This window comes from Flammeovirga sp. AWQ4_249 (assembly GCF_056161045.1).
The window spans coordinates 16748-30360 of sequence record NZ_JBSWYJ010000022.1 but is presented as its reverse complement, the minus strand read 5'-3'; the positions used below and the strand labels follow the sequence as shown (position 1 = coordinate 30360).

Annotated in this window: 11 protein-coding genes; 4 read left to right on the top strand and 7 right to left on the bottom strand. The window is 32.5% G+C overall.

What is annotated here, in order from left to right; all coding sequences use genetic code 11:
- Positions 1–67: 67 nt before the first annotated feature.
- On the bottom strand, positions 68–2596 hold the full coding sequence (locus tag ACXAHM_RS16190; protein WP_474961738.1) for an ABC transporter permease: 2529 nt from the start codon (positions 2594–2596) through the stop codon (positions 68–70).
- 111 nt (positions 2597–2707) lie between these two features.
- On the opposite strand from ACXAHM_RS16190, the gene ACXAHM_RS16185 reads away from it, so the two are divergent.
- Complete coding sequence (locus ACXAHM_RS16185) at positions 2708–4111, top strand: voltage-gated chloride channel family protein (RefSeq protein ID WP_474961736.1); 1404 nt, start codon at positions 2708–2710, stop codon at positions 4109–4111.
- Between the two features lie 75 nt (positions 4112–4186).
- Here the strand turns inward: ACXAHM_RS16185 and ACXAHM_RS16180 are convergent, their stop codons facing one another.
- From ACXAHM_RS16180 to ACXAHM_RS16170, 3 genes are all read right to left on the bottom strand, one after another.
- Positions 4187–4639, bottom strand: coding sequence for a hypothetical protein (locus tag ACXAHM_RS16180; RefSeq protein ID WP_474961734.1), 453 nt, complete (start codon positions 4637–4639; stop codon positions 4187–4189).
- 1 nt (position 4640) lies between these two features.
- Positions 4641–5489, bottom strand: coding sequence for a bifunctional methionine sulfoxide reductase B/A protein (locus tag ACXAHM_RS16175; protein WP_474961732.1), 849 nt, complete (start codon positions 5487–5489; stop codon positions 4641–4643).
- A 103-nt stretch (positions 5490–5592) separates the two neighbouring features.
- The gene (locus tag ACXAHM_RS16170; RefSeq protein ID WP_474961730.1) at positions 5593–6255 is read right to left on the bottom strand and encodes a hypothetical protein; all 663 of its coding nucleotides are present in this window, start codon (positions 6253–6255) and stop codon (positions 5593–5595) included.
- A gap of 156 nt (positions 6256–6411) precedes the next feature.
- Between ACXAHM_RS16170 and dapA the strand changes: the two genes are divergently transcribed.
- Complete coding sequence (dapA, locus tag ACXAHM_RS16165) at positions 6412–7335, top strand: 4-hydroxy-tetrahydrodipicolinate synthase (RefSeq protein WP_474961728.1); 924 nt, start codon at positions 6412–6414, stop codon at positions 7333–7335.
- 299 nt (positions 7336–7634) lie between these two features.
- On the opposite strand, the gene ACXAHM_RS16160 is transcribed toward dapA, so the two are convergent.
- A complete protein-coding gene (locus ACXAHM_RS16160) occupies positions 7635–8054 on the bottom strand; it encodes a hypothetical protein (RefSeq protein WP_474961726.1) in 420 nt (139 codons plus the stop codon).
- Between the two features lie 351 nt (positions 8055–8405).
- Here ACXAHM_RS16160 and ACXAHM_RS16155 point away from each other — a divergent pair, with 351 nt between their 5' ends.
- Positions 8406–8867 (top strand): hypothetical protein, encoded by a 462-nt coding sequence (locus tag ACXAHM_RS16155; RefSeq protein ID WP_474961724.1) that lies wholly within the window; start codon positions 8406–8408, stop codon positions 8865–8867.
- A gap of 41 nt (positions 8868–8908) precedes the next feature.
- Here ACXAHM_RS16155 and ACXAHM_RS16150 read toward each other — a convergent pair whose 3' ends face one another.
- Positions 8909–10183: an aspartate kinase gene (locus tag ACXAHM_RS16150; protein ID WP_474961721.1), complete on the bottom strand. Its 1275-nt coding sequence runs from the start codon at positions 10181–10183 to the stop codon at positions 8909–8911.
- Between the two features lie 69 nt (positions 10184–10252).
- Positions 10253–10900: a ribulose-phosphate 3-epimerase gene (rpe, locus tag ACXAHM_RS16145; RefSeq protein WP_474961719.1), complete on the bottom strand. Its 648-nt coding sequence runs from the start codon at positions 10898–10900 to the stop codon at positions 10253–10255.
- 255 nt (positions 10901–11155) lie between these two features.
- Here rpe and ACXAHM_RS16140 point away from each other — a divergent pair, with 255 nt between their 5' ends.
- Entirely contained in the window at positions 11156–13501 is a 2346-nt protein-coding gene (locus ACXAHM_RS16140; RefSeq protein ID WP_474961717.1) for a fibronectin type III domain-containing protein, read from the top strand.
- The last annotated feature ends 112 nt before the right edge of the window (positions 13502–13613 follow it).

Sequence of the window (13613 nt, the reverse complement as noted above, 5' to 3'; positions counted from 1 at the left end):
CTCAAGTTCAAAAATCGAAGGTAAACAGTTTACCATCTAGCACTTCAAATATACCAACTAGATAAAACTAGTCTTCTTTTAATACTTCCACTGAAGGTACATTCGATATTGATCGCATAAAAGTCACCCCTATTAATATCGTCATACCAATGACTACTGAGGCTAAGAATATACTATCTATAAAAGGTACAAAGAAAGGTATATCAAACATAAAATAAGCCAAGCAGAAAGAGCCAATCCAACCTAAGACCATCCCTGTCAATGTTGACAAAGTTCCTATTGAAAAATACTCAATCAATGTAATTTTGATTAAGTGTCCTTTTTTAGCACCAATCGCTCTAAGAACACCCGCTTCTTTCTTACGTTGGAATTTGCCAATGGACATGAAACTCCATAGCACCAACAATCCTGTAAAGACACAAATTCCTCCTAGCCATCTAAATACAAACCCTACACGAAGTAAAATATCTTTGATAGACTGAAAAATCAATCCCATATCTATGGCTGAAACATTCGGGAATTTAGCAATTACTTTGTTTTGAACTGCAGCTATTTTCTCCTTCCCTTTTACTTTAAGTGCAAAAACATAAAAAGCAGGAGCTGATTCTAATACGCCTGAAGGAAACAAAACGACAAAATTGGCTTCCATTCGAGCAAAATTAACTTTCCTCAAATGTGCAATTCTAGTCTGTATCATAAAGCCTTGAACATTGAACGTCAATGTATCTCCAAATTGTAATCCAGAGGATTCTAGATAATTTTCCGAAACTGAAATTGGAACTACTTCATTCAATGAAGATGTACCTACAAACTCTCCTTTTACAGTCACTTCATTTTCTTTTAAATGATCTCTATAGGTCACTCTATATTCTCTGTCAAATACATACCTTTTGATACGTTGTGTAGAATCTTCCATGGTTTGTTTCTTATCTAAACCATTTCTTTTTTCTAATGACATTGTTACGATTGGAGCTCTTTGTGCGACATCAAGATCTTCACTTGCAATCAGCTCATTCAATTGCTCTTTTTGAGACTTTTGTACATCATATAGAATTAAGTTTACACCTCCATCATCTCCTACATTCTTTACTTTATCGAGTAATATTCCCCTCATGGAAAGCATACAGACGATCAAAAATACACCTAGTCCTATTGTTGTTCCTAATAATAATGTTTGATTATTCGGTCTGAATAATTGAGCTATTCCATATTTCAGACTAAAAGAATATTGATTGAGTTTTAATTTCTTCAATAAAACTATAAAACCATAACATATACTTCCTAGTATACCAATGACTACAATAATTGAACATAAGAATAAAATTGATTTCAATACATCATTCAATAACCAATAGCTAAAGAGAATAATAAAAATACTGATGGTTGAGAATAACAAAGTTGTCAGACGTTTATTTCTGATGGTGTTTTCTTCCATAACATTTGTCCTCAAAACAAAAATTGGAGAAACATTCAAGATCTGTAAAAGAGGATACCAACCAAATAAGATGGAAATAATCAAACTTAATGTCATTCCTAAAACAATAGCCTTGATTGAAATATCATTACTGACTTCAACCATTAAGAGTTCTCCGAATAAAGCAGGGAAGCTCATTTGAGCAAAGACACCAATCGCTGAACCTATTAATCCACCGACAAGTCCCAAGAAGACAATTTGAATTAAAAATATTGTAAAAGTTTCCATTGCAGTAGCCCCTAAACATCTTAGAATTGCAATGGATTTCAATTTTCCTTTGATATAAATAAAAATACCACTTGAAACACCTATACAGCCCAATAGTAAAGAAACAAAAGCAATCAATTTTAAATAAGCATCGATATCATTAAAGAACCGTCCGATTCGTGCAGTATTGTTTTCAGGTGTTACTACTCTGATTTTTTGATCCTCGATTAATGTATTTTCAGCATCTATTGCTAGTTGAATATCCGTTTCTAAAGGGAACTCAAAGTAATAACGGTAATTCACTCTGCTCCCTTTTTGAATTAGGTTTGTCGCATCTAAATATTTGAAAGGAAAATAAATGATTGGAACAGCGGCGGCCATTACAGCACTTTGCCCTACCCCCTTTTTTATTGTTCCTGCTATTTGGAATTTTTCTTTTCCAAATCGTAGAGAATCTCCTAATTGTAATCCCATTTGAAAAAGAACAGCACTATCAACGAGACAAATTTTCTCTTCATTAAGCCAACGATCCCAACTTGTATTGGGAGTCACCTCTAGTTTACCATAAAATGGGAAACCCGTTTCTAAGGCTCTCAAATCTACAAGACGTGATAACTTCGTTTTTGGAGCAAAAGCCATTGAAGCAAAATTATATTGCTTCACCATCTCTTTTTTCTCCTTTGTAATAGCATCTAACACAGAATCCGCAATAAGATGATTCGCTCTTAATTCTAAATCTGCACCTAGCATTTCTTTGGCTTGGCTATCTACATCCTTGATTACGTTTTCGGAAAAGTTGGTCATGGCGACCAAACTGCCTATTCCGATAATGATTGAAACTATAAATGGGCCTATTTTATGGATGCTGTTTGATAGATCTCTTATAGCATTATTAATAACAAATTGAATTCTCACGTTATTTATTTAATGAATTCAGACAAAAAGATAAATTTTACGATAATACAATATAAATTTGCAATACTATATTATCAACTATCAATTTAATTAAAAGTTTTAAAATTACTTATGGCATCATTTCTTGGATATACACATGAAGATCTTCCTGAGTGGGTCAAGAAGGTGGAACAGTTTCCTGTTGTTCTCTATATTTTGAAATGGGCATTTATCGGAACGTTGGTCGGTGGATTAACAGGTATTGGTTCAGCATTATTCCTTTGGGGCTTGCATTGGGCAACAGAATGGAGAGAAATGCATAAATGGATCATATTTGCTTTACCAGTCGGCGGCTTCTTAATCGGTGCTTGTTATTACTATTTAGGTCAAGATGTTGTCAAAGGAAACAACCAATTATTAGATGAGATTACTAAACCTAATAAGATTATTCCATTAAAAATGGCTCCTTTGGTAACAATTGCAACCATTGCAACTCACTTTTTTGGTGGTTCAGCCGGTCGAGAGGGTACTGCAGTTCAAATGGGTGGTGCTATTGCAGATCAATTCACCAAATTATTTAAACTAGATAAATTTGACCGTAAAATTCTGATCATTACCGGTATTGCCGCAGGTTTTTCTTCTGTTTTTGGAACACCTCTAGCGGGAGCTATATTTGGCCTTGAAGTATACATTATTGGTCGAATGCGTTATGAAGCAATATTCCCTTCTTTCTTCACCGCTATTGTAGCCAATTATGCAACACATGTTGTAGGACATGAATTAGGTATTATTCATACGCATTATCATATCCCGGAAGTACCTGAGATGACCTTATATAACTTATCATTATGTGTTGTGGCAGGTGTAGCTTTTGGTCTAACAGGTATGTTATTTTCGAAAGCTTGTCATTACTTTGGAAATATATTCAAAAAAACATTTTCATATGCACCTCTAAGACCTGTAGTGGGTGGTGTAGTTTTAGCATTAGGAATTATGTTGATCAATTACAACGCAGGTTTTAATTATGAGGAGTATGACCTAAAATACTTTGGACTGGGCGTACCTGTGATTGTCGAGTCTTTTGAAGTACAAATGAGCTGGTACGATTTCTTAATGAAAACATTGACGACTTCATTTACATTAGGAGCAGGATTTAAAGGTGGTGAAGTAACGCCATTATTTTATATTGGTTCAACTTTAGGCTCTTATTTATCGACACATATTTCGTTGCCTGTTGCTTTATTAGCAGGAATGGGCTTTGTAGGAGTATTTAGTGGTGCAACCAATACACCTATGGCTTGTACAATGATGGGTATTGAATTGTTTGGTGCACCATCAGCTGTATTTATTGCTGTGGCTTGTATTACAGCTTATATGTTCTCTGGACACACAAGTATCTATTCTTCTCAAGTTGTAGGAGCTTCTAAGCATCAAGTGAATGATCATGAAAAAGGAAGTACACTTTCTGAAATTGATCTTATTCGACAAGCTGAAAAGAAGCACCTCAAAAACAGAGAGGAAGGTAAAGATGAATAATCCTTAAAATTATTCTCATAAAAAACGTAGCTATTGACAGTCTCAGTAGCTACGTTTTTTATTTAAAAGAGAATACTATCCTGCAATTTCAACTTTTATTTCTCCTCCTTCCTGTAAGTTAGAAAGAATAAAAACTTCTCCCTTCATTTCTAAATAAAGTTTATGCCTTTTATCCCATTTCAAAAATTTAACTTCATAAAATTCTTGGTTAATTCGATATAGCTTTAATATTTCTTCTAAATCAATTCGTTTCGACCAAAATAATTGGGATGCTCCTCCTTCAATATCTGTAATTATTTTTTCAATATAAATAGAAGGATGAATTTCAGATATTGTTTCCACATACCTTAATAGATATCCTGCTTCATCAAAATTAGAAAGCTTTTGAAATTGTTTTATTTCAGAAGTATGCACTGCAGTAATTGAAATATAAGTAGGTTGCTTTTCTTCAAATGTCACAGATTTTTGTGCATTAGTAGTATTCAGTTGAAATAAAAAAATAGTTAGTGTTAGATAAAGATATTTCATTTTAAAATTTCTTGTGATAAATATGACAATACGGTAAACCCGCTGTTTTTTCGTAATAATCTTGATGATAATCTTCTGCCGTCCAAAAAGTCAAATCCTTTCCATCTGTAAGCTTTGTAGCAACTTCATATCCTTTTGCTTTCAATTGTGCAATAAGGAGAATTGACGTTTCCTTTTGTTGTTCATCCAAGTAAAATATTTCTGTTCGGTATTGTGTTCCGATATCTGGACCTTGACGATCTACTTGAGATTGATCATGTGTTTCAAAAAAGAGTTTCGCTAGACTTTCAAAATTGATACGATCAGAATCATACACTACTTTCACAGCTTCCGCATGACCAGTTTCCCCAGTACATACTTGCTCATAAGTAGGATGATCGACAGTACCACCAATATAGCCTACATCACATGAAATCACTCCTTTCCACCTTAAAAAGTAAAATTGAGTACCCCAAAAACATCCAGATGCAAATATAGCCGTCTTTGGGTTCTTCACTTCATCATTTTTAAAATTCATCGATACTGAATTCACGCAATGTCTTAAGTTTTTGGCTGTCATTCCTTCCCCTTCAAATACATGGCCTAAGTGACCTCCACAAGTAGAGCAGAGAATTTCTACACGGCTACCATCAGCATCAGGTACTCTTTCAATAGCCCCTTCTATTTCATCATCAAAACTTGGCCATCCACATGAAGAATCAAATTTATGATCGGATAAGAACAAAGGAGCATCACATCTTTTACAAGTGTATGTTCCTTTTTCATTATGATGATTATATTTTCCAGAGTTAGGTTTTTCAGTGCCTTTGTTGACAATAACCCACTCTTCAAAAGGTGTTAATTTCTTCATCGTGATGTAATTTAAAAAATGAGTGATTCGATTATAGTAAACCGGGTAAATAATTTGTTATTCTATAATATACGTATAATCGTCAGCTTTCTATAGAATTAAATTAATCATTTACCAGATTATGAAGTAAGCTAAAGGTACGGTTTACATCTTTTTTGGCTAAAATCAATGTAAATTCGTTCGTTGTAGAAATTACTTCCACGATATTGATCCCTTCCCAAGCAATTTTCTTCAGTAAGTAATAATAAATACCTGGCACGGAAGTATTGTCTTGAGGCAAACGCATCGTAAGAGAAGCAAGATTCTCCTTTTTACTAATAATCTCTTCACCTGCGAAAATGTTTAATAGTTGATCCAACATTTTCTTTGAAGTAACAATATTCGTTTCGTAAACCCCTTTTGAAGAAGCTTGGAATACATCTTTTTCTCCTTGAATCGATTTTAATAATTCTTGTTGTTTCCCTATCAATGAAGGAGAATTTTTGAAAGTATAATCGACTAAGTCTGATCTTACGATGATCTCTCCCATCTTTTTAAGATAATTGAGTACTTCATGCTCAATATCCAACTTCGAAAGTTTAGGACGTAATCTTTGGATGGCCATCACAACTCCACCAATTTGTACATCTTTCATCAACTTATCTTCCACTTCGGGCATGATTTGTCTCGCTAGTCCGGTGTAGTTTACAATACCGTCCACAATCGCTTCCTCTAAGAACGGTGATTTACGTACAATTTCTTCTACAGCCTCTGCTATCGTTATCATATTTGAATAATTTTAGTTATCAAGTTATAAATATAACAGCTTGTTACGAAAAGGTTTTCTTTTTTGTGTATTTTTGTGGAAAAATTAGATCTAATTATTTTTGTTCACGTAGAATAGAATACAGAACTCCATTAAAATTCATATAAATTTAAAAGCATGGAAGCGTTTATTGGACAGGGCATAGCTTTGGTAACACCATTTACATCAGAAAACACGATAGATTTTTCAGCATTAAAAAGTCTTTTAGAGCATACAAAAGATGCTGATTATTGGGTAGTCAATGGAACTACTGCAGAAAGTGCAACTTTATCGAAATCTGAAAAACGTGCAGTTTTAAATTTTGTCAAGTCAAACAACCCTACTGATAAACCAATCATGTTTGGTATCGGTAGTAATAATACAGCCGAAGTAGTAGAGCAATTAACTACTTGGGACCTTTCAGGCGTAGATGCTATCTTATCTGTTTGTCCTTACTATGTGAAACCTACACAAGCAGGTATCATTGCTCACTATACAGCAATTGCAGATGCTTCACCTCTTCCGGTATTACTTTACAATGTTCCAGGTAGAACAGCTGTAAATATGTCAGTCGAGACGATTGTCGCTTTATCTCAACATAAAAATATTTTTGGAGTTAAAGATGCGGGCGGTGATCTGACACAAGCAATGCGTGTTATCAGCAAAACTGCAGATGACTTCTTATACATCTCAGGAGACGATGCCCTTACTGTACCAATTTTAGGTGTAGGCGGAAATGGCGTAATCACGGTATTAGGAAATGTTCTTCCTCAAGAATTTGGTTCTACAGTGAAGAATGCATTAAACGGTGATATTAAGTTGGCGACAAAACAAATGTCAGAATTACTAGATTTCACTGATTCATTATTCGAAGAAGGAAATCCTGTTGGCATTAAAGCTGCTTTAGAAATTGCAGGTATCTGCAGTAAAAAAGTGCGTTTACCTTTAGTAGAAGGTTCAGAAGAATTAAATAGCAAATTGTCTTCAATGTATGAGGCAATTAAAATTTCAAGTAGAAAGTCAATTTTCGTATCCAATTTTGATGCGAAATATGCAATATAATTAATTTACACTCACACACTAAGAACACCTTAATTTAATTATTGAGGTGTTTTTTTATTTAAAAGAATGACATTTATTGATAAATGTTAGTCTATTATTAAAAACTATAAAGAAATAAGTATCGTTTATTTAACTAACAACAAAATATGAAATAAAATGACTACAACAATGGGAGCAGTCGCACTGCTTGTTTTTACTTTCCTTGGTTTATACATGCTAAAGAAATAGTTGAAATTAATTATAAAAAAAAGTCCATGATACAACTCAGTATCATGGACTTTCTTTATCTAGATGATTGATTAGCTATTTTGCCAAACAATTTTTCTATTTCTGCTATCAATATTTAAGATGATTCTTAATGGATTAGGAATAATCACCAATTTTGTAGGTTTGTTTTCTAACTCGTCTACTTCAACTGGCACCCCTTGAGCATGATCACAGTCAAATTGTGGTCCTACTTCATTTTCTCCTGTCTGAACATAGTTTTGTGCGATGTAACTAAGCGGTGATAAAACATCAGTGTCTACAGCGAATTCTTCATGAACATCACCAATGATATCCTCAAGTGTTTCACCATGTTCATCAATAAAGTCGTCCTCTAAATCATGTAATTCATCTTCAATATCATCATATGATTCGTCTTCATAAGTAAGAGCGTTCAATTGGTTACGCTTCTCTACAATTTCAATTAGGGCTTTATCAATTGCTGTTGTATCCATGTAATTGTATATCTATAAAAATGTTTTCAATATCTAATTCAATTAGACGACTAAGATAAAAGAATTATTTGGTCTATGGTTTAAAAATAGCCAATTGTTTTTGTTAATACAAAGTAACATGTTTCATAAAATGCTCTTAAATAAGGTCTTTTAATATAAGAAATATCTTTTCTCAGAATGTTACAAGATTGTATTTCAATGAAAAAAGGAATCCTTCTTACTATCTAATTTACTAATCATGTATCTTATTTTACCAAAGTATCATTTACAGATCTTGTACTTTTGTAGGGTAGTTTAGGAAATCTCTTTAATTACATACTATTCATATACAAAATTAACACACATATTCTAATGCTTGAACTTATAAGAAAATACTTAACGGTCCTTATAGTCAGCGCTTTTAAATTTGAGTTTGGACCTATCTTCGGTATCGAAGTAGGTTTATCTATTGTTGAATCCACTGTTCTAACTATTGTGGGTATGATGACAATGGTATACGGTTTAATTTATGGCGGGGCCTATATCAAAAAGAAAGTAGAAGAACACCGTACGAAACATCCTTACAAAAAGAAAAAGAAGATCTTTACTAAGAAAAATAGAATGATTGTGAAGATATGGAGAAAATATGGTGTAAAAGGAGTTTCTTTCTTTACTCCTATATTATTTGGACCTCCAATTGGAATGGTCATCATCTTGTCTTTGGGGGGTAAGAAAAAAGAAATTGAAAAACACATGTTGATCAGTGCTATCTTTTGGTCAATTGTAATGAATATTGCTCTCTATTATTTTAGTAATAGTATGGGTTGGATATAAATATAAAGGTTCAAAAACTTAGATTTTTGAACCTTTTTTTGTTAGACTTCTAGATCTTCACGCCTTATTACGAGCTGAAAAGTATCATAAGAAATTTGTCGCATATATACTTTAGATAAATCAATACCTAATTCATCTACAATATTTTCAGTATAATTTTTAATGGTCACCAATTCCAACTGATCAACCACTTCAATATTAAATTTATCGTGAAATAATTGCTCTAGCTTAGCGATTTTCTTTGGTTCATAGTTCGTACAAATAGAAAGCGAAAGTGCACTATTTTTTATTAGATTCACCTTCATATTCATTTTTGAAAATTCACTAAAAACTAACCCTAAATCACCTTTACTGACATTTAAAAAGTCTTTTTCTTCAAAGCGAATAATCACTTGGTTGGTTTTGAAAATAATTGACGGCAAACTTGGTACAGTTTCAAAATCTCCGATTACTGTCCCCTTTTCTTCAGGATTCAAAAAGCTATTGACATGTAAAGGGATATTTTTCAATGCCAATGGACGTATTGTTTTTGGATGAATTACACTTGCTCCATAATACGTCAACTCTGCCGCATATTTATAAGGTAACTCATGAAAAAGCGTCACATCTTCTACTCTTCTTGGATCACTACTCATAATACCTGGAACATCTTTCCAAATACAAACATTTTCTGCATCCAAACAATAAGCAAAAATAGCTGCTGTAAAATCAGATCCTTCTCTACCTAAAGTTGTAGTCTTGTTATTGATAGTACCTCCAATAAAGCCTTGTGTCACCACTACATTTTCTTGAATGAGTTGAGGAACATCAGCCTTCATCATTCTTTCTGTCCAAGTCCAATCTACATTACCTTCTCTCCAATTATCATCCGTCTGAATATAAATTCTTGCATCTAAAAAATGAGTAGGAATTTGTTGTTGGTTGAGGTATGCTGAAATAATATGTGTTGACAGTAGTTCACCATAACAAACCGTCTGATCATATAATTCATCTTCCGAGAAATACCTTAAATTTAATTTACCTTCCAGATCAGAAATCAACTTTTTTATTTGTTGAAATATACTGGCGTCAGGATTTTGGAATAAATCTTTAGCAATAGTGAGATGGAAAGTTCTCAATTCTTGAATGTGATGTTCAATGGATTCACCTTTGATTACATCCAAGACAATTTTTTCAATTAGGTTGGTGGTTTTACCCATGGCAGAAACTACCACGACTAAATTTTTTTGCTCCGAAAAACGTCCTATGATTTCTTGAACATTTTTGACAGCTTCAGCGCTTTTAACGGAGGCTCCTCCAAATTTAAATACACGCATCTTTTTAAGTTAAAAATTAAAAGTGAGGAGTGATAAATAAATTAATACACACTCTTCACTTTTAATTAATTATAGTTTGATTTTTTCGATGGCTGCTTTTGGATCTTCTGCACCAAAAACATAACTACCTGCTACTAATACTGTTGCTCCAGCTTCTTTTAGCTTTGCGGCATTACTAGCATCTACTCCACCGTCAATTTGGATCAATACCTCTGCTCCTGCTTCGTCAATCATTGCCTTCAAGTCTCTTACTTTTTGATACGTTGTAGGAATGAATTTTTGACCTCCAAAACCAGGGTTTACAGACATAATACAAACGTAATCGATGTCGTTAATTAAATATCTTAAACAATCAATCGAAGTATGTGGATTTAAAGCAACACCCGCTTTAAGTCCTAATTCTTTGATTTTTTGAATTGTTCTATGAAGATGTGGACAAGCTTCAGCATGTACTGAAATCATATCCGCTCCTGCTTTTTTGAAATCCTCTAAATAGCGGTCAGGCTGTTCGATCATCAAGTGAACATCCATTGGTTTTTTAGCATGTTTGCTGATGGCTGCACATACGGGCAAACCAAAAGAAATGTTTGGTACAAACATTCCATCCATAATGTCAATGTGGAACCAATCTGCTTGGCTATCATTGAGCATTTCAGCATCTCTTTGCAAATTGGCAAAGTCTGCTGCTAATACTGAAGGTGCGATAATCGTTTTCATACCGCAAAACAACTAAATTCGATGATTAGGGCAAAAGAAAACTTCTTTTTTTTATCCCCTATTGCTTTTTTAACTTTTACAGGTAAGTAATTAATTCTATTTCTAAATAAAGATAAAAAAATTATCATTGAGGATTTTAAATTTTAAGAAGTCTTTTTGAATATTTAATCATACCATAATAACACAAAATAAACACCATAACTTGCTATTTATCAATATATTAATATATTTGCATTGAACCTAATACAACCACCTATGAAAAAACTACTACTCTTTCATTTCTTGATGATTTCAATTTTCATGATTGAATCCCATGGGCAAAATCTAGAGCAACTACCTACTTTCAATTCAAATGCAAGTACTCTAAGAGTAAATGCTATTAATGAATTTGGAGATGTTGATCTACCTGAAATTGATGATCTTAACATCTTATATGGTACAACGTTATATGCATTGTCATATAGAGATATCTTCGATTCTACAGATTTGTCTATAAGCATAGTTTCCAATTCAAGACCTACACTTGTGACACTAGAAATTGATACCCTTTCAGAAGTACTACTTTTCAAATTTCCTTCTGATAGCCTTGGATCAGCCAATATATCATTACTTGCGATAAACGGGTCCCATCACATTGATATAGATTTCACTGTAAATGTTATCTATAATGCAATACCAATTCACCAACAAGAAGAAATTTCACTAGATGGGATATCAAGTCAGATATTTCCAGATCTCGGAGGACCTGTGTATTCAGCAGATGATATTGATGTACCCGAAAATGAAACATGGAATATAACAAGGTTTACCGCTAAAGGCACCAAAAATAGCAACAACATTGATAGTGTTAAATTTGTCATTTTTGATGCATTAGATGATTCAACACAGTTACCAGATCAATTAATATTTGAAACAACTTTACTTCCTACATCGGATAGCACAGATGCAAATCTTGTTCTGGATTTTCCAACACCAATACAATTAACAGAAGGGAAATATTGGGTTTCTGTTGCTCCAATATTAGATTTTAATGGTAACAATGGTAGATGGTTTTGGGCAAGAACAACAAATTCTTATGGAATAAACTATCATCTAAAAGATTCAAAAAATCTCTTTGGGGCAGGTTTAACGAATTGGACTAATGGTGATTTTTTTAATAAAGATTTAATAAATTTAAATTTCAGTATTTATGGTAGTACACAAAATGATGATACTCCTCCTCTTACATTAAATACTGATCTTCAACTTGATTTCATTGATAAAAAACAAATTAAATTATCATGGGAAAATGACGAGCAATTCTTTGGATATATCATAAAAAAAGGAGCAAACCCTGATAATTTAAACGAAATTATTAAAATTATTTCAAGTGAAGATTCTATAGAGACATTTATTGATTATAATACATCTCCAATACCCGAAAATACTAAAATATATTATAGTGTAGAAGGAATCAATTCAAGTGGCTCTAGTTCAGCTATAATTGATAGCATAAAAACACGACCTCAAGTACCAATCTTTTTCTTGCCTAGTATTAATTCAAATTCAATTGCTGTTACATGGTTAAACATCAGGGCAGACCAAGTTGTACTAGACTTATCAATAGATGAAAACTTTAATAGTTTTATAGTTCAAGATTCAATAACGAATTGGGACAGTTATGGTATGACTTTTAACAATTTAAATCCAAATACTACTTATTATATTAGAGCTCATTCTAGAAATGAATTTGGTAATTCTAATTATAATTCAACCGTTTCTCTATTGACAAAAACAGGTACTCCAACCTCTAGCTCAGCAAGCCATATTACCGAAAATTCTTTTCAAGCAAATTGGAATTCAATTAGTTCTGATAATTATATTATTGATGTAGCGACAGATCTATTATTTACTAGTTTAATTGTAGAAGATTCTGTTGTTAGTAACACAACAAATAATATACTCTTAAATAATTTACAGTCCAATAAAAGTTATTATTATAGAATAGCTGCTAGTAACGAAAGCGGGGTTTCAGAATATTCTGAGAGTGTTCACATAAAAACTACACCACTTATTCCTGTTGCAACGGATGCATCAAACATCACCACAAATTCATTTCAAGCCAATTGGAATACCAGTGATACTGATAATTACAAAATTGATGTCTCTTTAGACAGTGATTTTACAAATTTTGTGTTGCAAAATGAGGAAGTTTCATCTTCAACGAATTCTTTAGAAATAACAGAACTATCCTCAAATACAACTTATTATTACAGAGTGGTCGCAACAAATGAATTTTCATCAAGTGATTACTCTGATGTTATTTCAGTAACAACAACTAATGTAACCTCTTCTATAAGTTTTTACTTAGATACACAGATAAATGTATTCCCAAATCCATCTTCAAATTTATTAAATGTCTCTTATTCAGATAACTTCTTTGGGAATATTAATTTAAAAGTTATTAACATTTATGGAGGTGTTATTTTTGAAGATAGCTTTTACAAAAACAATACTACATTTTCTAAAATCTTAGATATATCACAGTTCCAAAATGGAAATTATATTCTAATATTAGAAACAGAAAATGCAATGAGTTTTGTTAAATTTATAAAGGAATAATTTCAATATCTCCATCAAAAAATTTTGATGGAGATTTTATTATTTTTTTGAAATCTACAATTCTTGTCATTTATATTTATTTCAAAGATTTCATTACATTTCTATTTTGTAT

What these genes read in the sequence shown, in the direction of transcription:
- ACXAHM_RS16155 (WP_474961724.1), top strand. Translation starts at nt 8,406, where the DNA reads ATGCTTGAACTTATAAGAAAATACTTAACGGTCCTTATAGTCAGCGCT.
- dapA (WP_474961728.1), top strand. Translation starts at nt 6,412, where the DNA reads ATGGAAGCGTTTATTGGACAGGGCATAGCTTTGGTAACACCATTTACA.
- ACXAHM_RS16170 (WP_474961730.1), bottom strand. Translation starts at nt 6,255, where the DNA reads ATGATAACGATAGCAGAGGCTGTAGAAGAAATTGTACGTAAATCACCG.
- ACXAHM_RS16185 (WP_474961736.1), top strand. Translation starts at nt 2,708, where the DNA reads ATGGCATCATTTCTTGGATATACACATGAAGATCTTCCTGAGTGGGTC.
- ACXAHM_RS16175 (WP_474961732.1), bottom strand. Translation starts at nt 5,489, where the DNA reads ATGAAGAAATTAACACCTTTTGAAGAGTGGGTTATTGTCAACAAAGGC.
- rpe (WP_474961719.1), bottom strand. Translation starts at nt 10,900, where the DNA reads ATGAAAACGATTATCGCACCTTCAGTATTAGCAGCAGACTTTGCCAAT.
- ACXAHM_RS16150 (WP_474961721.1), bottom strand. Translation starts at nt 10,183, where the DNA reads ATGCGTGTATTTAAATTTGGAGGAGCCTCCGTTAAAAGCGCTGAAGCT.
- ACXAHM_RS16160 (WP_474961726.1), bottom strand. Translation starts at nt 8,054, where the DNA reads ATGGATACAACAGCAATTGATAAAGCCCTAATTGAAATTGTAGAGAAG.
- ACXAHM_RS16180 (WP_474961734.1), bottom strand. Translation starts at nt 4,639, where the DNA reads ATGAAATATCTTTATCTAACACTAACTATTTTTTTATTTCAACTGAAT.
- ACXAHM_RS16140 (WP_474961717.1), top strand. Translation starts at nt 11,156, where the DNA reads ATGAAAAAACTACTACTCTTTCATTTCTTGATGATTTCAATTTTCATG.